The following is a 22892-nucleotide window of genomic DNA, read 5'->3' on the forward strand; positions in this document are numbered from 1 at the left end:
TTTATACCTCTTTTACTATTAATTGATCATATAAAGCTTGATAGTTGGCCATATTGACATGACCTGTCATCTTTTCTTGGGCATTGAGCATACCAAGGACATTGGCCTTGATGAGGAGTTCTGCATCCGATTCCTTATGAAGAAGACCTGATGAAATACCTGCAACAGTAGAATCTCCAGATCCGACAGGATTGACTACCTGAATTCTTGGAATATCTACCTTGTAGAAAGTATCACCATGTTTTGCAAAAGCACCATTTGCACCAAGCGAAACGATTATCCACTCAATCCCTGCAAATAGAGGATCTTGAAGAACTTCTTTTAATTCATCCAAATCCTCTGAAACTTCTTTTCCAAGAAGCTGAGACAATTCTTCGTTATTTGGTTTGATAACTGTTGGTTTGTGTGGTGATTCAAGGACAGCCTGAAGAGCCGCACCTGAGCAATCCAGAACAACTGGTTTTCCTGCGCGATTAGCAAGTTCTACTAAGCTTGCATAGTAGTCAACTGGAAGACCTGCTGGCAGACTACCAGAGATGGCTACTACTTCCACAGTGTCAAGAAGATTTTCGAAATGAACCAAGAAGTCTTTCCCTTCTTGTTCTAGAACTTCGGGTCCTTTTTCAAGGATTTCTGTTTGGTTATCTCCGTGGAGAATAGCGATACAGTTACGAGTTTCTCCCTGAATTGAAAAGAAATCTTTCTTTACTTGATTATCGATATTTTTAACCAAAAACTCACCAAGTTTGCCACCAACTAGACCAGTAGCAGCAACAGAATCACCAAATTCTGAAAGAACTCGTGTAACATTGAGCCCTTTACCACCAGCTGTCTTGGTCACGTCCACCACACGATTGACAGTATCAATCTTCAACTCATCCAAGGGATAGGAAATATCGATGGATGGGTTCATTGTGACTGTTAAAATCATAGGTCGCCTCTTAGTCGTGGTATTCACCGCGATCCCATTTTTCAAGGAATTCTGTAAAGAAGTTTGCATCTGCTTGATGAGCATTGTGAGTTTCAACATGCTCGATTTTAGCGATCAATTTTTTGTTTTCTTCTGATGGCTTGTATTCAGCATTAATGAAAGCTTCAATGATATCACACATAAGCAATTCACCAGTAATCTTACCACCAAAACCGATAACGTTGGCATTCAATTGTTCTTTTGCATAAAGAGCTGTTGTCATATCACGAACCAAGGCAGAACGAACTCCTGGAACTTTGTTGACAGCGTTGTTGATACCAACACCAGTACCACAGATACATACCCCAAGATCAGCTTGTCCGCTAACAACTGCTTCCCCTACTTTTTTACCAAAGATTGGGTAGTGAGTACGTGTGTGGTCATATGTACCAAAGTCGATGACTTCATATCCTTTTGATTTCAAAAATTCTGAAACCGCCATTTTTTCATCTGTTACGATGTGGTCACATCCAATTGCAATTCTCATTTTTAACTTACCTCTCTTACTGTAATCTAATTAACACATTTTGTTCAACATGTCGACACGAATTTGGTGACGTCCACCGTCGTATTTACCATTAACAAAACCTTTAGCAATGTTTTTGGCCAATTCATCACCAACAAGTTGTGCACCCATAGTGATCATACGTGAGTTGTTGTGTCCACGAGTCATATAGGCTGAACGTTCATCTGAAACTTCTGCAGCAACCATTCCTTTGATTTTCGTTGCGACCATGAATGGACCAGCCCCATAAGCATCAATCACGATACCAAGATTTTGTTCTTCTTTGTTTACTTCTGCAGCAACAGCAAGAGTCACATCAACAAAATCTTGACCTTCAGCTGTAACATCCACAACGTGGAAGTTTTCTTTTTCCAAGAAGTCTTTCACAACTTCTTTCAATCTCAAACCTGCAGCATCTGCACCAATAACAATAGACATATTGTTTACTCCTTTTTATTTTTCTAGGCTAGTAAAGACTTTTATAGTTAGCAGTTTACTTACAAAAGGCATTCTAGCAATTTATTGACAAATTTGATTGAATGAGATGAATAACACCTTATCCAAGTCCAGGAAATCAATTTTCTGGAAACAAATTTTCTCTGCGATAGAGAATATAACAAGTGATTATTTGTTTGTTACAAACATCATTTGTTCCTTACAAACATAATATACTCCTATTTTTATAAAAAGTCAACAGTAAATGTTTGTTTTTGTGGTTTTTTTATCTAAAATATTTCAATATCAAAGCCAATTTGGTCTACTTGACCGGGTTCCAAGAGACGAACGTTCTTCTTATCTTCTAAATGATCTCCTTCTTCAAGAGATGTTGATAATCCAGACCAAGGTTCAAAGGCAATGAATGGCCCCTTATTCAAAGTTGACCAAATGATGAGATTTGAGAACTCTTGGAAGTGTACTTTTAATCCCTTCTCATGCTTACGAGAACGAAGGGCAATTGTTCTGGATTGCAACTCATCCAAAGTCACTGCATCTACACTAAACAGATCGTAACTGAGATCCACTTCCTTTTGCGAATCCAACCATGGACTTCTATCTTGAAAGTCTAACATGCCAGTTTCTTGGAAAGGACGTGGAACAGAGCAAGTCTCTTCTTTCTCAAACTCTAAATAGTAATCTTCATAAGTTTCGCCTTCTAGCAGAGGACAGTTAAATCCTGGATGACCACCAATAAAGAATGGCATTACTTTATTCGTTTCTTTATTGAAAATCTTGTATTGAGTTCGAACAGTCTTGCCAGTCACTAGATAAGTGATTTCAAGGCGGAAATGATAAGGATAGTTTTGATAAGTATTCTCATCATCTTCGATAGCAAAGGTTACACTGTTTTCTGTTTGATCAACTAATTCAAATTCTTTTTTACGGACCAAACCGTGACGAGGAATCTTTCCTTTCGTCTCCGTTCCATCTGCATGACTGTAGAAGGCTGTATCTTCTCTTAAAGAGCCGCAGATTGGATAAAGTACTGGGGCTTGTCCACTCCAGTAAATGGCATCTCCTTGCCACAAATACTCAATGCCTTCTCGGTCCTTGATTGACGACAAGGCGCCACCTAAGGTTTTAAACTGGACCGTTAACTGGTCTGATTTGATTTCAATTACCATAATGTTCTCCAACTATTTTTAGATTTTTATACGAAAAACTAGGTTGTCACTCCCAATGTAGGAAATCAACAACCTAGTTTTCACAATTTACATTTTATAGGAGCGAATTATTTAGCATTTGCTGCGTATTCTTCGTTACGTTTGATCATTTGTTTTCTATACCAAGCAAAGATACCTACATAGAATACAAGGAAGACTGCTGCACCAAGGATTGCTTTGATATCACCTGTTGTAGCATTACCAATTGCCCAACCAAATAGTTTTTCAATTGGTCCTTCAAGAGTTGAGTGAGTAATTAATTGAGATTGGTTCACACCTTCTGGGAAGGCACCTACACCTTTAGCAAGTTCAGTTGCAAATGGAGCGATAAGAGTACCTGAAAGAAGGAAGAGTGGCAACAAGAGTGTTCCAAAGATGATCATACGGAGCAATTTACCACGAGTAACAACCAAGAGAGCTGGAGTTACACCCATGGCGATGATACCTGCAAGAGGCAAGATACCATTTCCTACGTTTGAAAGAAGCACTGCTTCAATCAACATGATTGGTGCAAGTACGTTGGCACAAGCCCAGATTTCAGCACGACCAGCGATGAAAGGCCAGTCAAGACCAATGTTGAATTTACGTCCTTGAAGACGTTTAGTAGCAACGTTTGTAATACCTTGTGAAAGTGGTTCTACGGCTGCGATGAACCAAGATCCGATAAGTGAGAAGAGCTCCAAGCAGACACCGGCTGTCAAACCAAGGCTCAACCAACCTTTAATAACAAGTTCCCATGAAGATGCATCTTCTACTCCAGCAACTGGATGTGGAGTTCCCATCAAACCAATAACGATACCAAGAATGAAACCGATGAAGAATTTAGATCCCCAGAAACCGATTTTTTTGTTCAATTTTGCAGCGTCAAAGTCATATTTATCAAGACCTGGCAAAACTTTATCAAAGATCTTATCCAAGACCATGATAACTGGGTTCATCATGTAGTTCATGTGAGTTGAAGTCATTGGTGATGAACTTGGTGCGTTAAGAAGGTCGTCGAAAGTTGGTTTCATCAAGTCAGAGTTGATAATCTTCAAAATACCAACAAGTACAACTGCTGCTGTCGCGATGAAGAGTGAAACCCCTTGGCTTACACCGTTGTTGTCAGCATACCATTTGATCAAAAGACCAGTGATTGACAAGTGCCAGATATCGAAGATATCGACGTCAAGTGTGTCCGTTTTCTTCATAGCAAGCATCACAACGTTGACAATCAACATTACAAGCAAGAAGTAAAGTGTCCAAGCAGATCCCCAAGTGATGGTAGCAAGTGGTGCCCAACCAACGTCAGTGATGTTCAATTGGATACCAGTGTTCTCAACGAATTTCGCAAGTGAAGCTGAGAAAGCTCCGTTGAGCATACCGATGATGGCACCGATACCTGTAAGGGCGATAGCAAGCTTGATACCACCTTCAAGCGCTTTGGAGAATTTCACTCCAAAAAGTAGAGCCAATGCTGTCAAAATGATCAGCATGATGATAGGGCCACCCATAGCCAAGATAGGTTTGAAGATATCGTTGGCCAGATTGATAATGACATCCATAATAGTTCCTCCCGTTTTTTTAGTTATATGAATGTTAACAAGATAAAGAATAAATTAGCTTAGTCCATGTTCTTTGATAGCTGCTTCAATATTGTCAAATACTGGAGCGCTCATTGCTGGAATACGGAACAAGATTGGTCCAGCTTCAATTACTGGAATACCTGGTTCAAAACCAAGGTCAGTAGCAGCGATTGGAGTAAAGATATCGTAGCCCTTGATAAGGTCTTCGTTTACATCTTTCACCATGACTGCATCACAGTGAACATCATAACCACGGTTTGAAAGTTCTTCTTCTAGAGCACTTTTAATTTGGTGACTTGAGTTAACACCTGCACCGCAGGCAGCAAGAATTTTAATCATTTAGATTTCCTCCGATTTTATTTTTTAATAGACAAGATTAAGCGGTTGCTTCAGCAATGTAAGCATAAAGTTTTTCTGGTTCGGAAATTTTTGATAAATCTTCTAGATGTCCATTTCCTGTGAAAAAGTCCATCAACTGAGCCAGAATATTTGTTTGACTTGAACTTGAATTGTTAATGATAAAGAAGAGTAGGGATACTTCTACTTCCTTATCAGGAGCTATCATATTGTGAAAAGTTACTGGTTTTTCTAATCGAACAACCACTACTTTCTCAGCTAGATTATGAACAATATCTGTATGAGGAATCGCTACATTTGGCAAATCCTTTCCTAGAAATTCCATATCTAAACCAGTTGGAAATGACTTTTCACGCGTGATCAAGGCTTCACGATAAGTTGGAGTAACAATTTCTCGTTCTTCCAGCAAGCTTGCTACCTGATCAAAGAGTTGTTCTTGATTATCCGCTTCTAAGCAAAACACCAGGTTTTTGTCAAAGAAATGATCTAATCCCATAACATTTTCCCTTCTTTCAATTATCTTTTATGTAATAAGTATAACACTATATGAAATCGTTGTCAATGATTTTTGTTTTATTTTGTTCATTTTTTTGTAATTTTTGTTTCATTTAAAGAATACAATCAATATCAAACATTCTTGTTATAAAATACACAAAAAAAGAAGGCCCAAGCCTTCTTCTCTTTACTTACTCAATAGTAGATAAAATCTCTTCTAACTTATGGTAATCTTTTACACTATCAATTTCATAGATGCTATTTCCTTCTAATTCTTCGACATAGACATCTAATTCTTTGATATTATCCTTAACCATGTTGTCCCAGTAGAGATCAACAAATTCACCACTCTCGTAAGCTTTGTCAATAAAGCCAACAATCTTCTCAGCAGTTGGTGCATCCCAGAATGAAACTCCGCTCAGAATGCGACCAGCCTTGCTATCAACAATAATGTCTTGAACCTTGTAGTCATCACCGTAAACCAAGAACCACTCGTTCGTACAGTCTTCACGATAAACACTGAAATAGGTAGAACGTTTAAGATCGTTTCGAAACATATTTTTGAAAAGATAGTTATCTGCATCGATGACGTAGCTGTTAGCCAAATCTTCTTTTACTAGATAAAGTGAGTAGAAGTTATTGTAATCAGCATACTTGTCGTTAAAGACTAAACGAACACCATATTTTTCTTTTAGGTAGTCAAATTGCTCCTTGAGGTAACCAACAACGATAATAATCTCATCAATTCCTCTCTCTTTCAAAAACTCGATTTGGTATTCTACCAAGGGTTTTTGATTAACCTTAACCAAAGCTTTTGGGGTATTTTCAGTCATAGGGCGTAGACGAGTTCCTAAGCCCGCTGCCAAAATAATCGCTTTCACACGAATCTCCTTTATTCTTTAATAATAATATAAACACCAGCCATAACAATAAGTGAAGTGATGATTGTCAGCATATCTAGCGGTGTACCCAAGAAAACAACTGCAAATAAGACAGTCCAGACTACATAGCTTACATTCAAACCTGTCGCTTTCGCAGGTTGCAAACGATTAATCGCGATATAATAAGCTAAGTAGGAAATCATGTTAAAGGCCGCAAAGACAAGCAAGAGGCCTAGTAACTGCCCATCTGCCACTTCTGCAAATGAATGGTGTGAAAAGAGCACAATCACAAGATAGGACAAGAATGAGGTTACTTGTCGGATTAACAAGGCTTCAATTTCACTTAAATCACTTTCCATAGCATAGGAGCTGAGAACACTTTCACTCCCCCAGGCAATGGCACAGACAAGGGCACAAAGAATTCCAATGTAAAACGAGTTAACTTGTTCAACCTTGTAGGTTTGAGCAATGATAGCTGCAATAATCAAGAAAACACCAAATACTGTATTCTTTGAAACCTTGTGTTTCAAAATGAAGAAGGCCAGTAAAACTGAAACTGCTGGGTAAATAGCAGATACAGATGAAGCTAGTGAACTACCAATATATTTAACCGCATAAAGATTGGCTTGCATACCTATTGGTCCTGCTAGTAAAGCTCCGATAATTACACTTACATTTCGAATATTTAAGAAAATCGAGAGGCGAACTTTTCCTTCTTTTACCAAAAGAAAAGCTAACAAGATAAAGATACTCAAGAAATCATGAGCAGCAGCCACCACAAAAGGTGAAAGATTTGTAAAAATTGAAAAGATATAAGCACTAATCGTTAGACCTAATCCCCAGAAGATACCAGAGAGCAGACCAAAAGAAACACCATTTTTATTCTTCATCCTAACCTCCATAATAAGTCAAACCCTCGACAGCTCTTTGGTAACGGTTGATACCATAATCTCCAAAATCAGCTCCTTGAGCTTCTTTGTACACTGTCCACAAACTCCAGATAGTATCTTGCAAGATTTTATAGATACGAATCTTCTCACGTGATACAGGTGTTTTGTCACTTTCATAGTAGGAAAGGAAATCATCTTCCTCTTGCTTTGTAAATTCAGACTCTAAGAAAAGAGCTGCCAAATCCCACATCGGATCATTCATAGAAGAGTATTCCCAGTCAATCAAATACAAACGACCTTGTGGTGACTCAATAAAGTTTTCTGGTACCAAATCAATATGACAGGACTTTCTATCAACACCCAAATCAGCCAATCTCTTTTCTAGTGAAAATACATCTTTTCTTACAGCTTCATAGTTTTCATAAGGGATAGGTCCCTCAATCAAGGATTCATATTTTCTGATTTCCTCAAAGGGAGCAAATTCTCCTCTTAATTCTTTCCCTGAAGCATGGATGGTTTGTAAAATTGGTGCAATCTTTTCAAACTTGGACTTGATAGATGTTGAATCAAGAGTTACTGCCGATTCGATGTATTCATTTACTTTAATCCCTGACTCAATATCAAAGAGGTAATTTTTGACATCTAAATCTAAATCCTCTAAAAGCTCAAGATTGTACTTTTCATTTTGACGATTGATGAGTTTTTCAGTCCCTTTACCAAAAAATTTCACAATATACTGTTTGTTGGTTGTTTTGACCAAATAGTTTTGGTTGGTCATGCCTCCCAGCTGTTCAACACTGAGTACTTCCTCTTCATCATATAGTAAAGAAGAAATTTTTTCTTTGATGAGTTTTTCCACAATTAACCTCCATCTCCTACACTTCCCACTTGAATACTGTTTTAAAAGCAGTATTTAGGTCTGTAGCAAAGACACGGTGAATGTCCTTGATTTCTCTCACGGGTTCTTCAACATAAAGGACATTCTTCAGACGATTCGCAAACTTTTTGACTTCCATCATTTGAATGGCCTTCTCAAAATCGACGCGTCCTGAACGAGACGATCCCACTAATAACAATCCTTTTTCCAAAGCATCTCGTGTATTGATATTAACCTTGTATTCGCTCACTCCCATCATGAGAATCGTTCCCTGTGGGCGAATATAACGAATCAAGTCATTGATAGCTGGACCTGTACCATCACCACCGCAACACTCAAATCCATGATCAAAGGTCAAATCCTCTGGTATATTATCAGTAATGTAGCACTCTTTTGCAAAAGAGAAGAGCTCTAGTTTTTCCCAATGGCGACCAAAGACGATAATCTCTGCTTCTGGCAAGGTATAATTGATAATATTTGCAACAACAAAGGCCAAACTACCATCTCCGATAACAGCGATACGCTCTCGCTTACTATGAGCGAGATGCAAGAAACGATCCATGGCATGCATACCAACACTCACAAACTCAGTAATGGCTGCAACTGTGTCCTCAATGTCATTATAAGACACAACACGATCTTTTGGAAGAGAGACAAATTCTCTCATAAAGCCATCATAACCACTTGATAGGAAATAGGTTCCGGTCATGTAGTTCTCGTAGAACTCCTTGTCACTCTGCATAGGCGGTTGATTGGGAATCATAACTACCTTTTGACCGACTTCATAAGTCCCAGTTGGATCTGAGATAACAGTTCCACAAGACTCGTGAATCATCGCCATAGGAAGCTTTTTAGCCAATATTTTTGGATCACGCTTCCCTTGATAGTAACGTTGATCTGCATGACAAACCGCCATATAATTTGGACGAATAAGGATATGATTCTCCTGATCAATGTCCTCTTCTTGGTATTTTACATTGATAAACTTTGGTTTGGTCAGTTGATAAATTTGATTAATCATAGCCTTAGTCTTTCTCAATCATGCTTTTTGCGATTTTCAAGTCAGTCACAGTTGTGATTTTAAGGTTTGAATACTCCCCTTTAGCTAGAGCAACATCCTTCCCTTTGATAACAAAAATCTTACATGCATCCGTCAGGATTTCCTTTTCTTGATCAGATAGGGAACCATACAAATCCATGAAATCCTTGCAGCGGAAAGTCTGAGGCGTTTGACCTTGATAGAGGTGAGCACGATTTGGAATATCCGTGATAAACTGACCATTAGTACTTTCAACAATGGTATCAACCGCTTCTACTACTGTGTCAACCGCATCATGATTTTGGGCCAGTTTGATATTGTCCTGAATCATACGAAGTGTGATAAATGGACGAACAGAGTCATGCGTAATCACGATATCTTCTGGAGTGATTGGACGGTAGGCATTAATGGCTTCTATAATCTTCTCGATACTGGTATTGCGATCAGCACCACCCTTGGTAATGATGATACGATCCTTGTGGAGAGAAAGATACTTGTCAACTAGGTCCTCAGCGTGTGACACCCAGTCTCCATGAACTCCAACTACAATTTTTTCAATACTTGGTTCTAAGACGAATTTTTCAATTGTGTGGATCAAAATAGGTCGATCACCCAACTCCAAGAATTGTTTTGGTAAATTACTGATTCCCATGCGTGTGCCAGTTCCTCCGGCTAGGATTCCTGCATAGATCATTTATATTCTCCTTTAGTTTATTCTGAAAAACTCATTACTATCTATTATATCACAATCTATCTCCATCATGAAGAAAAGACAGAGCGTCATTTAGTCTAATCAACACACCATTTAAGGTAAAAAGTGAACAATGTGTTACTAAATATAGAAAGACCATAACAAATTAAGAAATAAAAATAGGTTGTCCTCTGTATTATCCGTTCAACGTTCGGTTAATATAGAGTTCTTTAGAATATAATAGAAACCTTAAACAAAGCTTAAATGAAATTATTTGTTTATCAAAGAATACTAGGGCGCATAGTAAATTTCTTAAAAGTTGTTTGAGGGAATCATTATAAAAGCTCATATATCTCATGAATTAAACAAATAATAGACTTTTGCCCCTAAAATTGATAAAATAAAAAGGAAAATAATAGAAAAAAGGAAACTGTAAACCGCCATGATGAACATGCAAAACATGATGCGCCAAGCACAAAAACTTCAAAAACAAATGGAACAAAGCCAAGCAGAACTCGCTGCCATGGAATTTGTTGGAAAATCTGCTCAAGACCTTGTCCAAGCAACTTTGACTGGAGACAAAAAAGTTGTCAGCATTGACTTCAACCCTGCAGTTGTAGATCCAGAAGATCTCGAAACACTTTCAGATATGACTGCGCAAGCGATTAACGCTGCTCTTGAACAAATTGATGAAACGACTAAGAAGAAACTCGGTGCTTTCGCTGGAAAATTGCCTTTCTAATCCACAAAAAAGAGAAACATCTGTTTCTCTTTTTTTCTTAGAAATCAAAGAATTCCATTGCTTTCTTTAAGAGTAATTCCGTATATTCCGGATCGTCTTGAGCCATTGTGACTTGTGACTGGACCATTTCAAGATCATCAGTAATCATGCCATCTGCGCCGAGACGAACGGCTTTATCAAATGCCTCCGAACCATTTACTGTCCAAACATAGAGTCTCTGATCAGTTGTCCAGAGTTTATTGACAAAGTATTCATCCAAAGTTGAGTACTCCATCGTGTAACCAGTTGCCTTGGTTCTTGGGAAAATACTGTTATAGGGGAGAATGAAGTAAACTGGAATTTCAGAATCATAAGTCAACACTTTATCAATCACATGATAGTCTAGTGATTGCATCTGATGTCCATATTTCTTGATAGTCGCTCCATACTTTTCGAGGAAATGGTCCATCATTTGCGGACTATCTTTTTTACTGGTTTTAATCTCAATCAGCAATTTTTGGTTTAAAGCATTTGCACGCTCTAAATAGGCATCAAAGCTTGAAATCTTTGTTTGATAACCATTCTCGTGAATATCTGTATTTGTTAATTCATCCAGAGTCAAATCTTGCGGTGTAGCATTAATACCTGTTAAATTTTTGAGGTTGGCATCGTGCATCATCACGAACTGACCGTCTTTCGTTTCCTGCACATCCATTTCGATGAGATCTGGTTTTAGTTGAGCTGTTTTTTCCAAAGACTGCACGGTATTTTGAACACCGTTTTTATTACTTACTCCTCTGTGCGAAATCACTAAAGGTGTATTGGTATCCGGAGATTCCAGATAAACGTAGCCTTCTATGGCAAAAATGATACTTGCACACCCCATGACACCCCATCTCATCAGATGATCTTTCTTTCGCCTTGGCATAATCTCTAGCTCTTCTCCTGTCAGGAAGGAAACAAACTTCACTAGGAAATAAGTCAGGGTCATGTAATGGAAATTTTTAATCAAGACAAAATTAATCACACCGAGAATCAAGGATTCTTTTTGAGTTAAATTATCCATCACTGCTTGCGCAAAAAGCAAGGGAATTAACAAACCAAAGAAGAAGAGATACGTTTTAATAATAATGAGTAAAAGATGCCAAGAGTAGAAAAGAACGTTTTTCTTCGTCTTTTGGAGACTATATTTCACACTTTCTCTTACGGTCTTTCTTTCAAAGAGAATCTTAGGCAGGGCAAACATAAATCGGACAGAAATATAGAGTAAGATCCAAGCGGATGCTATGATCATCAGACCTACCAGCCAATGCTTACCTTCCCAATAATTCACAATAAAATCCGGGATAATAATTTTGTTGAGGTAATAGATTTTTAAAATCTTACGGATGAACGGGAAAAGCATAGCAATGTAAAAAAAGACAAAGGCCATCTTACAAAAGCTCAATCGCTTAACGAATAGAAAGCTCTGGCGAAATACTTTTCTACTATACTCAATTAAGGTTCTCTTTTCATGATAGAGAAGGTGGCGAGCCCCGATAAACAAAAGACAAATCTGGAAATAGGCGACCAGGAGATTGATTGCAATTAAGATGAGAAAGGCTAAACTGATAAAAGGCGAGCCTTGTATAATCGCCCAAAAGTTATTGTAGGAAATAAACAAGTAACCTGTTTGTCTCAGAAGGATGCCAGCAATCCATGAATTCAATGGTAGCCAGACAAACTCAACCATCATAAATATCAAGAAAAATAGAAATAAAATCTTATCTAGGTTATAGTATATCTTCCTAAAACCTAGCTTTTTAGGTTTTTCAGGTTTCATAAGCACTCCTAGTCTATAAATTGGGATAAATCTAAGCCACCGAAAGGATTATTCATAGAAAAACTACTCTGGTCTTCTATTAATAACTTTCCGTCATCCGATTCCAAAAAGGCTTCGTAAACACGCGCCGTCATGCGGGCGTCCTCTAAACTATTATGAGACTTCCCGTGAAAGCCTAAAAAATTCGCTACAGTTTGCAATTTAAGATTGGCTATGCCGTGTAGATCAGAACTACGGCGTTCAAAAGCCTCCTCATATAGATCAACCTTATACTGGTCACGATAATCAATACCATGCTCCAAGAGAATAGGCAAATCACTCTTAGCTGCATTGTAACCAATGATAGGTAAGTCGCCGACAAATGCCTGAAAGTCCTTTAAAACTTGTTCTACCTTTGGCGCATCTTTCAAGGTTTCAGCTGTGATCCCAGTCAAACCATTGATAAAACTCTTCAATGGGGCTGTAGTATAAACATAAGAATCAAAAGCAGCACTTTCTTGTCCATCTTGAAAGCGGACTGCCGATACTTGAATTAAATGGGTAACCCCCTCGTGTTGATTGAATTCCAAATCAAAGGCGATATAATCTCTTAATTTTTCCATTATTTACCTCAATTACTACCCAAACTAAACTATAAATAATAAAAGAAGCCATTAGGTTAGTGAGTAACCCAAACAGCTTCTTTATTTTCCTCCAAAAAGGCGAGCAAAAAAGCCTTTTTTGGTTGCTTGGACTTCTTCTTTTGCTTGGTCCAACTCGAGTTTCAAGGTTTCTTGATCCTTCATAGCTTGAAGAGTTAACTGTTGCTGTTGATCCAACTGTTTGTCCTTTTCTGCAATCTGACGGTCTTTGATGCGCATCTGCTCATCTTTTTCTGTCAACTGCTGGTCCTTGGCCTTGAGTTGCTCGTACAATCGAAGAATTTCAGCATTCTTCTCATCGACCAAGATTTCCATCAGTTCGCGTTGTTTGACATCATCACTGACTGGTTCATCTTCAAAAATCGTTTTTTTGTAGATCTCCTCTAGCTTGATCAAGCCACTTCGAGTAACTACAGTTACACCTTTGTCATTTTTTTTCGTGTCCTCTTCTGGAAGTTCTTTGACACGATTGTTGATTGCTTGACGAGATAGTCCTAAGACCTCTGCAATCTCACTGACGGTCATTTCAATACTCATAATATCCTCTGAAACGTTTTCTAGCTTTTCTTTATTTAAATCTTATCATAAGCTAGATAAACTGTCAAATGTCCGCTTAATCCAAGGCCTTTAAAAAGGCTAGTAATACTTGGGCAGAACGACGTCCAGCTTCGATAATAAACTCATCAAAAGAGATAGAGGCTTCGTGATTAGCATTGTCACTCATAGCACGAATGACTAGGAAAGGTAGGCCAAGAGCCTGAGCCGCTTGAGCAATGGCTGCACCCTCCATTTCAACAGCTAAAACATCTGGAAAGTGGGACTTAATACTAGCAATCTTATCCTCCCCAGCTATAAAACTGTCCCCTGTAGCAATCAAGCCTAGGTGCCATGTCTGCTCTAATTGAGATAAGTTTTCTTTAATCCTAGCGATAAACTTCTTATCTGATTCAAAGTAAAGAGGTTGACCAGCCATTTGGCCATCAGCATAGCCAAAAGCAGTTACATCCACATCATGATAAGCTAGTTTATCCGCAATCACGACATCTCCAACAGCAATCCCTTTTGCAAGAGCACCTGCTGATCCTGTATTGATAATGGCTTCTACTTGAAAATGGTCAGCTAAAACAGCTACACTCATAGCTGACATAACTTTCCCAATCCCACTCTGAACTAGGACAACTTCAGTATTGCCAACAGTGCCAGTATAGTAGGTATTTCCCAAGACCTGGATTTCTTGAGTTTTATCCAAATTCTGAGTCAGATATACGAGTTCTTCTGGCATGGCAGCAATGATTCCAATTTTCATTTCAAGTCCTTTCAATTACAAGAGTTTCATTGCCAGCACTAACAAAATCAAAAGTAGGATAACTGCAAACAAGATGCGATTGAGTTTTGAATTAAAAACATTTCTCTTGGTATTCTCAATGCGACGACTTTTATGAATCGTTGGTTCTACTTCGATTGTTAATGTATCTTGACTAAAACCGTGGTCTCTAGAACGTGAATAACCAAAATGTTGTGAAGACGTTGGTAGGATCTTTGTTTCCTCGTCATCTTGAAGAGGTGGTCCTGAGATTTTCTCACCACGATTGGCACGTTCAATCATTTCGTCTGTTAATAAAGGTTTTCCCATGGGTTTCTCCTCTATTTCTTTTGTAGTTCCCAGTACTGAATCGCCATAATGGTCTTGGCATCACAGATATGACCTGACTGGATCAGGTTCTTGGCTTCCTCTAGGCTTACTTCTAGGACTTCCAAGGTTTCATCATCATCTTGTGGGCGAGGATTTTCCACCTTGATCAAATCACTAGCAAGGTAGAGTTTTAGTTTTTCATTACAAAATCCAATCGCAGAATAGAAATCGTACAACAGTTCTAACTTAGCCGTGTAGGCAACTTCTTCTTCCAATTCACGAAGTGCCGCCGCCATTGGATCAGCATTTTCACCAAGTTCTAGTTTACCAGCAGGAATCTCATAAGAAACCGCCTCGATAGCCTTTCGGTATTGCTTAACGAGAACGATTTTGTCCTCAGCTGTCACAGCTAGTACACAAACAGCTCCATTGTGAAAAATCAAGTCACGTTGGGCAGTACCCTTTCCTTCTGGTAGTTCCACCTGATCTTGTACCAGTTTGAAAATAGGACCTTGATAGATTTCCTTCCGACTAATCGTTTTTTCTTCAAATTCCATGACAAACTCCTACTGGTTCTTCGGATGATGAGGTAAGCGTGTTGCGTACTCATCTTTATTAACTTGTCGTCCACGGCCGATAGCAATGGCATCAGCAGGAACATTCTTGGTAATGGTTGAACCCGCTCCAACCAGAGAATTATCCCCAAGTTCTACAGGAGCAATAATAGTTGAGTTTGAGCCAACAAAGACATTGTTGCCAATGACAGTTTTGTATTTATTTTTGCCATCGTAGTTGACTGTAATAGTTCCTGCACCAAAATTAACGTTGCTACCCACTTCGCAGTTTCCGATATAGGTCAAATGACCTGCCTTGGTATTTTCACCGATTGAAGATCCTTTTACTTCAACAAAGTTTCCAATGTGAACTTGAGAAGCAAGACTTGAGCCTGGACGAATATGGGCATAAGGACCGATTGTCACACCATCTGCAACTGTACTTTCCTCAATCATAGAATTCGTAATCACAGCTCCAACTCCGATAGCGCTATCCACGATATAAGTTCCATTTGTTAAAACAGTTTCCGCCCCAATCTTCGTTTGACCTTTCAAGGTAACGTTGGCTTCGATTTGAACTTCAGGTGCAATCTCGACATCAATATCAATGTAAGTTGCTTCAGGATTGACAAAGCTAACACCATTAACCATGTGCTTTTGGTTGATACGGCGGCGCATCACTGCTTCCGCAGTGGCAAGAGCCACACGGTCGTTTACTCCAAGACTTTCATCAAAATCCTTGAGAGTATAGGCGCCAACCTTCTCACCTGCGTTACGGAAAATACCAATCACGTCAGTAATATAGTACTCACCTTGGGCATTGTTGGTGTTGATGTTTTTAAGGGCCTCAAAAAGACGTTCATTGTCAAATACATAAGTTCCTGTATTGATTTCTTTGATTTGTTTTTCAAAATCAGTCGCATCCTTTTGCTCCACAATGCGAAGAACTTCTGCATTATCGTTACGGACGATACGACCATATCCAAAAGGATCAGCTGCTTCAGCTGTTAAAATAGTCGCCACATTTTTGTGGTTGATATGGAAATCCAAGAGGTTTTTCAAACTTTCACCTGTAATCAGAGGCGTATCCCCTGCGATAACCAAGGTGTGGCCAGTACGATTTTGGAGAATAGGCTCCGCCATCATGACAGCGTGTCCAGTTCCTAGTTGTTCTGATTGGGTAACAAAGTCTGTCTGACCAGCTAATACTTGCTCAACTAGCTCAGCCTTGTGACCAACTACAGTAACTGTTTTTTCAGGTTGAATAGCACCAACACTACGAAAAACATGTTCCAACATCGAAATTCCAGCTACTTTGTGAAGTACCTTTGGAAGATCTGATTTCATGCGAGTACCTTTACCCGCTGCTAAAATAATGGCATAATTTGACATAATCTTCTCTTTTCTCTAGAAATTCCCTTATATTATACCATAATTTAGTTTCTTAGGAGTAAACAAACAGAGAAATAGGGAAAAGGCGCCCATTTATTCACTTTTTACGATGTTTTCTTTGATTTTTTTATTTATTTACGTTAAACTAAATAGGTATGAGAAAAAAGATTAATCCAGCTATTATTTTTACTTTATTTACTATATTTATAGCTATTTTGATCCTCAATAAACCAACTTATGAAGACCATCCTGTCAAGTCTAAGCCAAATGCAGTCCAGGTTGAAAATCAGGCCTTGCATAATCTTGACAAACCTATCATTGATGTCTCTGGTTGGCAAAGACCTGAGGAAATCAACTACGATACCTTATCTCAAAATATTTCTGGTGTTATTGTTCGTGTCCACAATGGGGCTCAGCATACTGAAACAAATAATGCCGCCCATGCCAATGGTGTCGATAAAGCCTATAAAAATCATATTTCAGAATTTCAAAAGCGGAATGTTCCTGTTGCTGTTTATGCCTATCTAGCAGGTACTAGTAAGGAAGAAATGGAAAAAGCTGCTGAGGTTTTCTACAATGCTGCTTCTCCATACAACCCTAGTTACTATTGGCTCGATGTTGAAGAAAAAACAATGTCTGATATGAACGAAGGTGTTGAAGCTTTTAGGACTAAACTAGAAGCGCTTGGCGCCAAAAATATCGGAATTTACATCGGTGTTTATTTCATGCAAGAGCATAGTATCAATACTGACAAGTTCACTGCTGTTTGGATTCCATCCTATGGAACGGATTCAGGTTACTTTGAAACCACGCCTAATACTGATTTAGACTATGACCTCCATCAGTATACTTCCAAAGGAAGAATTGCTGGATTTGAACATAATTTAGATATCAATCTCATTTCTACCTTGAAGGAAAAAGAAGAAACCTTCAGAAAACTATTTTTAAGACCATAAGACAAGTGAAAATTGCTCTCTTTTTCACTTGTTTTTTCATTTTCTTCTCGTCTGTGTTATAATTGATAGAATAGAGAAAGAATTTTATGAAATTGAGGATTTTATGATGTTTTCATGGATTGCAAGAGTTATTAAAGGAATCGTCATCGCCTTAGGATTTATCCTACCTGGAATTTCTGGCGGTGTTTTAGCAGCTATTTTGGGAATTTACGAGCGAATGATTAGCTTTCTGGCTCATCCCTTTAAGGATTTTAAAGAGAATGTCCTATACTTTATCCCAGTAGCAATCGGGATGTTGCTAGGCATTGGTTTGTTTTCTTATCCAATCGAGTATCTGCTAGAAAATTACCAAGTCTATGTTTTATGGAGTTTTGCTGGAGCTATCATCGGTACGGTTCCTAGCCTCCTTAAAGAATCTACTCGAGAATCTGATCGTGACAAGATTGACCTAGTCTGGTTCTGGACTACCTTTATCCTTTCAGGCCTAGGACTCTACGCGCTAAACTTTGTTGTTGGTTCTCTCAGTGCTAGTTTCGCTAGTTTCATCTTAGCGGGTGCTCTTTTAGCTCTAGGTGTTTTGGTGCCTGGTTTAAGTCCGTCAAATCTACTCTTGATTTTAGGACTGTACGCTCCAATGCTAACTGGTTTTAAGACCTTTGATTTATTCGGAACCTTCCTTCCTATTGGGATTGGTGCAGGAGCAACTCTTATTATCTTTTCAAAATTAATGGACCATGCCTTAAACAACTACCACTCCCGTGTTTATCACTTTATCATTGGAATTGTTCTTTCAAGTACTCTCTTAATTTTGATTCCAAATGCTGGAAATGCTGAAAGTATCCAATACACTGGACTTTCTATTGTGAGCTATGTTCTCATCGCCTTCTTCTTTGCGCTTGGAATTTGGCTTGGTATCTGGATGAGTCAATTGGAGGATAAGTATAAATAATGGCAAAGAAAGTGAAGATTAAGAAAACCTTGGTCGAGCAAATCTTGACCAAGGCGGGTATTGACCATACTGGTATTCAGATCAACGCGCTTGAGGGTGAACTTCCTTCGGAATATGATCGAACACATATCTTTAAAACCTTGGCTCTGCTGGGAGACAAGACAGGCCCAATCATCGGAATCGTTCCCATAACAGAACACCTCGCTGAGAAAAAACTAGCAAAGGTTTCTGGTAATAAAAAAGTGAGCATGATTCCACAAAAAGACCTAGAAAAAACGACAGGCTATATTCATGGGGCTAATAACCCCGTCGGCATTCGCCAAAAACATAGTTATCTTATTTTTATTGATCAGACTGCTTTGGATTTAGACAAAATGATTGTCTCTGCTGGAGAAGTCGGGCACAGTATCATCATCCGACCTCAAGACTTAGCCAGCTTTGTAAAAGCGGACTTCGCTGATATCTTGGAGGAAAACAACTGATGAAACTCTATTTTGTCCGTCATGGTCGGACTGTCTGGAATCTTGAAGGACGTTTTCAAGGTGCTAGCGGTGACTCTCCCCTTCTTCCAGAGTCCACTGACGTTTTAAAACAACTGGGGCAGTATCTCAAGGAAATTCCTTTTGATACGATTTATTCTAGTGACTTACCCAGAGCAGTTAAGTCTGCTGAAATAATCCAAAGTCAACTCCAGTCCCCTTGTCCTTTAAAGAGCATTCCTGACCTACGTGAATGGCAACTTGGCAAACTAGAGGGATTAAAAATCGCTACGCTTAATGCCATCTACCCAGAACAAATAAAGGCCTTTCGCTCTAATCTAGCTCGGTTTGATACGAGGATGTTTGAAGCCGAATCTCTCTACTCTACGACTCACCGAACCATTCAGTTTATCAAATCTCTGAAAGGAAGTCCGGCTGAAAACATTCTGATCGTTGGTCATGGGGCAAATCTCACTGCTAGCCTTCGTACTCTATTAGGCTATAAAGAGGCTCACCTCCGCAAAGAAGGAGGCTTGGCCAATGCTAGTCTGACAGTTTTAGAGACCGATGATTTTGAAACCTTCACTCTGGAAAGATGGAATGACACTTCCTATCAAGAAAAATAATGGAACTTGATCTTAATAGTCAAGTTCTTTTTAGTTTTCAAAGAATATCCGTGAATTTCTCTGCTATTTATGATAAAATGGGAGTATCGCAAAAAATGACTCATCGTATCAAATTTTGAGTAAAATTAGGAGGAACCCATGTCTACAGAACATATGGAAGAACTAAATGACCAGCAGATCGTTCGCCGTGAAAAAATGGCTGCGCTCCGTGAACAAGGAATCGATCCCTTCGGAAAACGTTTTGAACGTACTGCTAACTCACAAGAGCTAAAAGACAAATTTGCAGAACTTGATAAAGAACAATTACATGAATTAAATGAAACTGCTACTATCGCTGGACGCTTAGTAACCAAACGTGGAAAAGGGAAAGTTGGCTTTGCCCATCTTCAAGACCGAGAAGGTCAAATCCAGATCTACGTTCGTAAAGACGAAGTCGGTGAAGAAAACTACGAAATCTTCAAAAAAGCAGACCTGGGTGACTTCCTTGGTGTCGAAGGTGAAGTGATGCGTACAGATATGGGAGAACTTTCTATCAAGGCAACTCACATCACTCACTTGTCTAAAGCACTTCGCCCGCTTCCAGAGAAATTCCACGGTTTGACAGACGTTGAAACAATTTACCGTAAACGTTACCTTGACTTGATTTCTAACCGTGAAAGCTTTGAACGCTTTGTTACTCGTTCAAAGATTATCTCTGAAATCCGTCGTTATCTTGATCAAAAAGGTTTCCTTGAAGTAGAAACACCTGTTCTTCATAATGAAGCCGGTGGTGCTGCTGCTCGTCCATTTATCACTCACCACAATGCACAGAACATTGACATGGTGCTTCGTATCGCGACCGAGCTTCACTTAAAACGTCTTATCGTTGGTGGTATGGAACGTGTCTATGAAATTGGCCGTATCTTCCGTAACGAAGGAATGGACGCTACTCACAACCCTGAATTCACTTCTATCGAAGTTTACCAAGCTTATGCAGACTTCCAAGATATCATGGACTTGACGGAAGGTATTATCCAACACGCTGCTAAATCAGTTAAAGGTGATGGTCCAGTTAACTATCAAGGTACTGAAATTAAGATCAACGAACCATTTAAACGTGTTCACATGGTGGATGCTATCAAGGAAATTACTGGTGTTGATTTCTGGCAAGACATGACTTTCGAGGAAGCTAAAACTATCGCTACTGAGAAGAAAGTTCCAGTTGAAAAACACTACACTGAAGTTGGTCACATTATCAACGCCTTCTTTGAAGAGTTCGTTGAAGAAACCTTGATTCAACCAACCTTTGTCTACGGTCATCCAGTAGCTGTCTCTCCACTCGCTAAGAAAAATCCTGAAGACGAACGCTTTACTGACCGTTTCGAGCTCTTTATCATGACTAAGGAATACGGTAATGCCTTTACAGAGTTGAACGACCCAATAGATCAGCTTAGCCGTTTTGAAGCTCAAGCTAAAGCTAAAGAGCTTGGTGATGATGAAGCAACTGGTATTGACTACGACTACATCGAAGCTCTTGAATACGGTATGCCACCAACAGGTGGTTTGGGTATCGGTATCGACCGTCTCTGCATGCTCCTCACTGATACAACTACTATCCGTGACGTATTGCTCTTCCCAACAATGAAATAAACTCTTATCCTCTGGTACTTGCCAGAGGATTTTTCGACGCAAAAAGAGACTGAGGAAAAACTCAATCTCTTTTCTTATTCTTGATTTTTAACTTGACTGGTTGCTACATTTTCCCCAAACCATTTCTGGCTGATTTCTTGGAATTTTCCTTCTTGGTATAGTGATACAAAGGCTTGATTCAGAGCAGCTAGCAAAGTTTTATCAGCAGGTCTAACACCCACTGCAAAAGCTTCACTTTCAAATCCAGCTGAAAAGACATTGTAGTCGCTTAATATCCCTTCAGACTGGAGATAATAATTGGCATATACCCGGTCAATCAACAAGGCATCAATCCGATCATTTTTCAAATCAATCAAGGCTTCATTGAAACTTTGGTATTGATTGGCTTTCTGGTCTTTCACTCGACTCTTGAGTAGTTCGGGTTGTCCTTCAAAATTCAAATAGCCAGAAGATCCTGCCTGGGCCCCTAAAACTTTGTCAGTCATATCCTGAATTGAGTGGATATTTTGAGACTTTTTAGAGACCAAAACTTGTTGATTTTCCATGTAAGGAATGGTAAAAGCAACCTTCTCTTTCCGTTCATCTGTAGCTGTATAGCCATTCCAGATGGCATCAATGGTACCATTTTGTAGCTCGGTTTCTTTCATATCCCAGTCGATGGGTTGAAATTTAATCTGAATTCCTAGCTTTTCAGAAACAGCTTGGGCCAGGTCAATATCAAAGCCTGCATACTGGCCATTCTTTTCCTCAAATCCCATGGGAACAAAGGTATTGTCAAAGCCAATGGTAATGCTTCCCTGTTTTTGATATTTGGCCCAATTATCCTGATTTGGATCACTTGCCTTCTGAGTACAAGCCGTCAGGAAGAAGCTAAAGAACAGAGCAAGTACAAGGGCAATTTTCTTTCTCTTCATAGGCACCTCCTAGTCCTACTTTGGATCAACCTTAAGGATCTGATCAGCAATGTTTTCCGCAAACTGAAGATCGTGGGTCACAACAATCTGGGTCATCCCACGCTCTTTATTTTGAAGGATAAGTTTTTCTACTTCTAATCGCAATTCTGGGTCTAAGGCTGATGTAGGCTCATCATATCCAATAATTTCTGGGTTTATCATCATGGCGCGTGCTAAGGCCACCCGTTGTTTTTGCCCACCTGAAAGTGAGAATGGAAAGGCATCTGCATGTCCAGCTAACCCAAGCTGTTCTAACAAACCACGCGCCCTCTTCTCAGCAACTTCCTTCTCCATGCTCATCGTTTTTATGGGCGACAGAGTTAAGTTATCTAGAACTGACAAATGTGGAAAGAGTTGAAAATCTTGGAAAACAAATCCCAGAAGATTGCGCTTTTCTAGTTCGTCTATAGCTAGCGATTCGCCGTTATAGTAGATTTCTCCAGAATCGATGGTTTCTAATCCAGCTAGCATACGTAATAGGGTTGTCTTTCCGCCTCCTGATGGACCTACGATTGCAAGGATTTGCTTTTCAGGAATTGATAGGCTGAAATTGGTTAAGATTTGTTTGCCACCAAAGGCCTTGTTGATGTTTCGTAATTCTAACAT

Annotated in this window: 27 protein-coding genes; 6 read left to right on the forward strand and 21 right to left on the reverse strand. The window is 39.1% G+C overall.

Features of this window, described 5'->3' with window-relative positions:
- Position 1 precedes the first annotated feature (1 nt).
- The 12 genes from B7714_RS06140 to B7714_RS06195 all read right to left on the reverse strand — a co-directional run bounded on the left by B7714_RS06140 (position 2) and on the right by B7714_RS06195 (position 9934).
- Positions 2 to 931 (reverse strand): tagatose-6-phosphate kinase, encoded by a 930-nt coding sequence (locus B7714_RS06140; RefSeq protein WP_084859981.1) that lies wholly within the window; start codon positions 929 to 931, stop codon positions 2 to 4.
- A 10-nt stretch (positions 932 to 941) separates the two neighbouring features.
- Entirely contained in the window at positions 942 to 1457 is a 516-nt protein-coding gene (gene lacB / locus B7714_RS06145) for a galactose-6-phosphate isomerase subunit LacB (protein ID WP_084859982.1), read from the reverse strand.
- Between the two features lie 30 nt (positions 1458 to 1487).
- Positions 1488 to 1913 carry a galactose-6-phosphate isomerase subunit LacA gene (gene lacA / locus B7714_RS06150; RefSeq protein ID WP_000029277.1) on the reverse strand — a complete coding sequence of 142 codons (426 nt, stop codon included), beginning with the start codon at positions 1911 to 1913 and terminating at the stop codon, positions 1488 to 1490.
- Between the two features lie 287 nt (positions 1914 to 2200).
- Positions 2201 to 3097, reverse strand: coding sequence for an aldose 1-epimerase family protein (locus B7714_RS06155; RefSeq protein WP_084859983.1), 897 nt, complete (start codon positions 3095 to 3097; stop codon positions 2201 to 2203).
- 107 nt (positions 3098 to 3204) lie between these two features.
- Positions 3205 to 4680: a PTS galactitol transporter subunit IIC gene (locus B7714_RS06160; RefSeq protein ID WP_084859984.1), complete on the reverse strand. Its 1476-nt coding sequence runs from the start codon at positions 4678 to 4680 to the stop codon at positions 3205 to 3207.
- A 54-nt stretch (positions 4681 to 4734) separates the two neighbouring features.
- A complete protein-coding gene (locus B7714_RS06165) occupies positions 4735 to 5040 on the reverse strand; it encodes a PTS sugar transporter subunit IIB (protein WP_000590551.1) in 306 nt (101 codons plus the stop codon).
- A gap of 37 nt (positions 5041 to 5077) precedes the next feature.
- Positions 5078 to 5554 (reverse strand): PTS sugar transporter subunit IIA, encoded by a 477-nt coding sequence (locus tag B7714_RS06170; protein WP_000521979.1) that lies wholly within the window; start codon positions 5552 to 5554, stop codon positions 5078 to 5080.
- Positions 5555 to 5744: 190 nt separating this feature from the next.
- Positions 5745 to 6434: a sugar phosphate nucleotidyltransferase gene (locus B7714_RS06175; protein WP_000643950.1), complete on the reverse strand. Its 690-nt coding sequence runs from the start codon at positions 6432 to 6434 to the stop codon at positions 5745 to 5747.
- An 11-nt stretch (positions 6435 to 6445) separates the two neighbouring features.
- The gene (locus tag B7714_RS06180) at positions 6446 to 7324 is read right to left on the reverse strand and encodes a DMT family transporter (protein WP_084859985.1); all 879 of its coding nucleotides are present in this window, start codon (positions 7322 to 7324) and stop codon (positions 6446 to 6448) included.
- A 1-nt stretch (position 7325) separates the two neighbouring features.
- Complete coding sequence (locus tag B7714_RS06185) at positions 7326 to 8183, reverse strand: phosphotransferase family protein (protein ID WP_084859986.1); 858 nt, start codon at positions 8181 to 8183, stop codon at positions 7326 to 7328.
- Positions 8184 to 8199: 16 nt separating this feature from the next.
- Positions 8200 to 9222, reverse strand: a complete 1023-nt coding sequence (locus B7714_RS06190; RefSeq protein ID WP_084859987.1) for a ribitol-5-phosphate dehydrogenase — start codon at positions 9220 to 9222, stop codon at positions 8200 to 8202.
- A 4-nt stretch (positions 9223 to 9226) separates the two neighbouring features.
- Positions 9227 to 9934, reverse strand: coding sequence for an IspD/TarI family cytidylyltransferase (locus tag B7714_RS06195; protein ID WP_000638516.1), 708 nt, complete (start codon positions 9932 to 9934; stop codon positions 9227 to 9229).
- Positions 9935 to 10373: 439 nt separating this feature from the next.
- Here B7714_RS06195 and B7714_RS06200 point away from each other — a divergent pair, with 439 nt between their 5' ends.
- Positions 10374 to 10673, forward strand: a complete 300-nt coding sequence (locus tag B7714_RS06200; protein WP_000981515.1) for a YbaB/EbfC family nucleoid-associated protein — start codon at positions 10374 to 10376, stop codon at positions 10671 to 10673.
- Between the two features lie 37 nt (positions 10674 to 10710).
- Here B7714_RS06200 and B7714_RS06205 read toward each other — a convergent pair whose 3' ends face one another.
- From B7714_RS06205 to glmU, 7 genes are all read right to left on the reverse strand, one after another.
- The gene (locus tag B7714_RS06205; protein ID WP_084859988.1) at positions 10711 to 12474 is read right to left on the reverse strand and encodes a glycerophosphoryl diester phosphodiesterase membrane domain-containing protein; all 1764 of its coding nucleotides are present in this window, start codon (positions 12472 to 12474) and stop codon (positions 10711 to 10713) included.
- 8 nt (positions 12475 to 12482) lie between these two features.
- Positions 12483 to 13076 carry a 3'-5' exonuclease gene (locus B7714_RS06210; RefSeq protein WP_084859989.1) on the reverse strand — a complete coding sequence of 198 codons (594 nt, stop codon included), beginning with the start codon at positions 13074 to 13076 and terminating at the stop codon, positions 12483 to 12485.
- 81 nt (positions 13077 to 13157) lie between these two features.
- The gene (rocS, locus tag B7714_RS06215) at positions 13158 to 13652 is read right to left on the reverse strand and encodes a chromosome segregation protein RocS (RefSeq protein ID WP_000021250.1); all 495 of its coding nucleotides are present in this window, start codon (positions 13650 to 13652) and stop codon (positions 13158 to 13160) included.
- A gap of 76 nt (positions 13653 to 13728) precedes the next feature.
- Complete coding sequence (locus tag B7714_RS06220; protein ID WP_084860382.1) at positions 13729 to 14421, reverse strand: 5'-methylthioadenosine/adenosylhomocysteine nucleosidase; 693 nt, start codon at positions 14419 to 14421, stop codon at positions 13729 to 13731.
- Between the two features lie 15 nt (positions 14422 to 14436).
- A complete protein-coding gene (gene macP, locus B7714_RS06225) occupies positions 14437 to 14748 on the reverse strand; it encodes a cell wall synthase accessory phosphoprotein MacP (RefSeq protein ID WP_000517873.1) in 312 nt (103 codons plus the stop codon).
- 11 nt (positions 14749 to 14759) lie between these two features.
- Complete coding sequence (locus B7714_RS06230) at positions 14760 to 15305, reverse strand: NUDIX hydrolase (RefSeq protein ID WP_084859990.1); 546 nt, start codon at positions 15303 to 15305, stop codon at positions 14760 to 14762.
- Between the two features lie 9 nt (positions 15306 to 15314).
- A complete protein-coding gene (glmU, locus tag B7714_RS06235; RefSeq protein ID WP_084859991.1) occupies positions 15315 to 16694 on the reverse strand; it encodes a bifunctional UDP-N-acetylglucosamine diphosphorylase/glucosamine-1-phosphate N-acetyltransferase GlmU in 1380 nt (459 codons plus the stop codon).
- A gap of 155 nt (positions 16695 to 16849) precedes the next feature.
- On the opposite strand from glmU, the gene B7714_RS06240 reads away from it, so the two are divergent.
- From B7714_RS06240 to lysS, 5 genes are all read left to right on the forward strand, one after another.
- Positions 16850 to 17650 (forward strand): glycoside hydrolase family 25 protein, encoded by an 801-nt coding sequence (locus B7714_RS06240; protein WP_084859992.1) that lies wholly within the window; start codon positions 16850 to 16852, stop codon positions 17648 to 17650.
- A gap of 106 nt (positions 17651 to 17756) precedes the next feature.
- On the forward strand, positions 17757 to 18599 hold the full coding sequence (locus tag B7714_RS06245; protein ID WP_049505956.1) for a DUF368 domain-containing protein: 843 nt from the start codon (positions 17757 to 17759) through the stop codon (positions 18597 to 18599).
- Positions 18599 to 19081, forward strand: a complete 483-nt coding sequence (locus tag B7714_RS06250) for an aminoacyl-tRNA deacylase (protein WP_049478015.1) — start codon at positions 18599 to 18601, stop codon at positions 19079 to 19081. Before B7714_RS06245 ends, B7714_RS06250 begins: the two co-directional genes overlap by 1 nt.
- On the forward strand, positions 19081 to 19704 hold the full coding sequence (locus tag B7714_RS06255) for a histidine phosphatase family protein (RefSeq protein ID WP_049478014.1): 624 nt from the start codon (positions 19081 to 19083) through the stop codon (positions 19702 to 19704). Before B7714_RS06250 ends, B7714_RS06255 begins: the two co-directional genes overlap by 1 nt.
- A 138-nt stretch (positions 19705 to 19842) precedes the next feature.
- On the forward strand, positions 19843 to 21333 hold the full coding sequence (gene lysS, locus B7714_RS06260) for a lysine--tRNA ligase (protein ID WP_084859993.1): 1491 nt from the start codon (positions 19843 to 19845) through the stop codon (positions 21331 to 21333).
- A gap of 74 nt (positions 21334 to 21407) precedes the next feature.
- Here lysS and B7714_RS06265 read toward each other — a convergent pair whose 3' ends face one another.
- Both B7714_RS06265 and B7714_RS06270 read right to left on the reverse strand, forming a co-directional pair.
- A complete protein-coding gene (locus tag B7714_RS06265) occupies positions 21408 to 22247 on the reverse strand; it encodes an amino acid ABC transporter substrate-binding protein (RefSeq protein ID WP_084859994.1) in 840 nt (279 codons plus the stop codon).
- 15 nt (positions 22248 to 22262) lie between these two features.
- Positions 22263 to 22892, reverse strand: a complete 630-nt coding sequence (locus B7714_RS06270) for an amino acid ABC transporter ATP-binding protein (RefSeq protein WP_049478011.1) — start codon at positions 22890 to 22892, stop codon at positions 22263 to 22265.

The organism is Streptococcus oralis subsp. oralis, assembly GCF_002096595.1.
Lineage (GTDB): Bacteria > Bacillota > Bacilli > Lactobacillales > Streptococcaceae > Streptococcus > Streptococcus oralis_D.

Coding starts and splice junctions, on each gene's coding strand:
- B7714_RS06170 (WP_000521979.1), bottom strand. CDS start 5,554: ATGGGATTAGATCATTTCTTTGACAAAAACCTGGTGTTTTGCTTAGAA.
- B7714_RS06155 (WP_084859983.1), bottom strand. CDS start 3,097: ATGGTAATTGAAATCAAATCAGACCAGTTAACGGTCCAGTTTAAAACC.
- B7714_RS06205 (WP_084859988.1), bottom strand. CDS start 12,474: ATGAAACCTGAAAAACCTAAAAAGCTAGGTTTTAGGAAGATATACTAT.
- B7714_RS06240 (WP_084859992.1), top strand. CDS start 16,850: ATGAGAAAAAAGATTAATCCAGCTATTATTTTTACTTTATTTACTATA.
- B7714_RS06245 (WP_049505956.1), top strand. CDS start 17,757: ATGTTTTCATGGATTGCAAGAGTTATTAAAGGAATCGTCATCGCCTTA.
- B7714_RS06270 (WP_049478011.1), bottom strand. CDS start 22,892: ATGTTAGAATTACGAAACATCAACAAGGCCTTTGGTGGCAAACAAATC.
- B7714_RS06250 (WP_049478015.1), top strand. CDS start 18,599: ATGGCAAAGAAAGTGAAGATTAAGAAAACCTTGGTCGAGCAAATCTTG.
- lacB (WP_084859982.1), bottom strand. CDS start 1,457: ATGAGAATTGCAATTGGATGTGACCACATCGTAACAGATGAAAAAATG.
- B7714_RS06190 (WP_084859987.1), bottom strand. CDS start 9,222: ATGATTAATCAAATTTATCAACTGACCAAACCAAAGTTTATCAATGTA.
- B7714_RS06200 (WP_000981515.1), top strand. CDS start 10,374: ATGATGAACATGCAAAACATGATGCGCCAAGCACAAAAACTTCAAAAA.
- B7714_RS06160 (WP_084859984.1), bottom strand. CDS start 4,680: ATGGATGTCATTATCAATCTGGCCAACGATATCTTCAAACCTATCTTG.
- macP (WP_000517873.1), bottom strand. CDS start 14,748: ATGGGAAAACCTTTATTAACAGACGAAATGATTGAACGTGCCAATCGT.
- B7714_RS06140 (WP_084859981.1), bottom strand. CDS start 931: ATGATTTTAACAGTCACAATGAACCCATCCATCGATATTTCCTATCCC.
- B7714_RS06210 (WP_084859989.1), bottom strand. CDS start 13,076: ATGGAAAAATTAAGAGATTATATCGCCTTTGATTTGGAATTCAATCAA.
- B7714_RS06265 (WP_084859994.1), bottom strand. CDS start 22,247: ATGAAGAGAAAGAAAATTGCCCTTGTACTTGCTCTGTTCTTTAGCTTC.
- lacA (WP_000029277.1), bottom strand. CDS start 1,913: ATGTCTATTGTTATTGGTGCAGATGCTGCAGGTTTGAGATTGAAAGAA.
- B7714_RS06195 (WP_000638516.1), bottom strand. CDS start 9,934: ATGATCTATGCAGGAATCCTAGCCGGAGGAACTGGCACACGCATGGGA.
- glmU (WP_084859991.1), bottom strand. CDS start 16,694: ATGTCAAATTATGCCATTATTTTAGCAGCGGGTAAAGGTACTCGCATG.
- B7714_RS06165 (WP_000590551.1), bottom strand. CDS start 5,040: ATGATTAAAATTCTTGCTGCCTGCGGTGCAGGTGTTAACTCAAGTCAC.
- B7714_RS06180 (WP_084859985.1), bottom strand. CDS start 7,324: ATGAAGAATAAAAATGGTGTTTCTTTTGGTCTGCTCTCTGGTATCTTC.
- B7714_RS06230 (WP_084859990.1), bottom strand. CDS start 15,305: ATGGAATTTGAAGAAAAAACGATTAGTCGGAAGGAAATCTATCAAGGT.
- B7714_RS06220 (WP_084860382.1), bottom strand. CDS start 14,421: ATGAAAATTGGAATCATTGCTGCCATGCCAGAAGAACTCGTATATCTG.
- lysS (WP_084859993.1), top strand. CDS start 19,843: ATGTCTACAGAACATATGGAAGAACTAAATGACCAGCAGATCGTTCGC.
- rocS (WP_000021250.1), bottom strand. CDS start 13,652: ATGAGTATTGAAATGACCGTCAGTGAGATTGCAGAGGTCTTAGGACTA.
- B7714_RS06255 (WP_049478014.1), top strand. CDS start 19,081: ATGAAACTCTATTTTGTCCGTCATGGTCGGACTGTCTGGAATCTTGAA.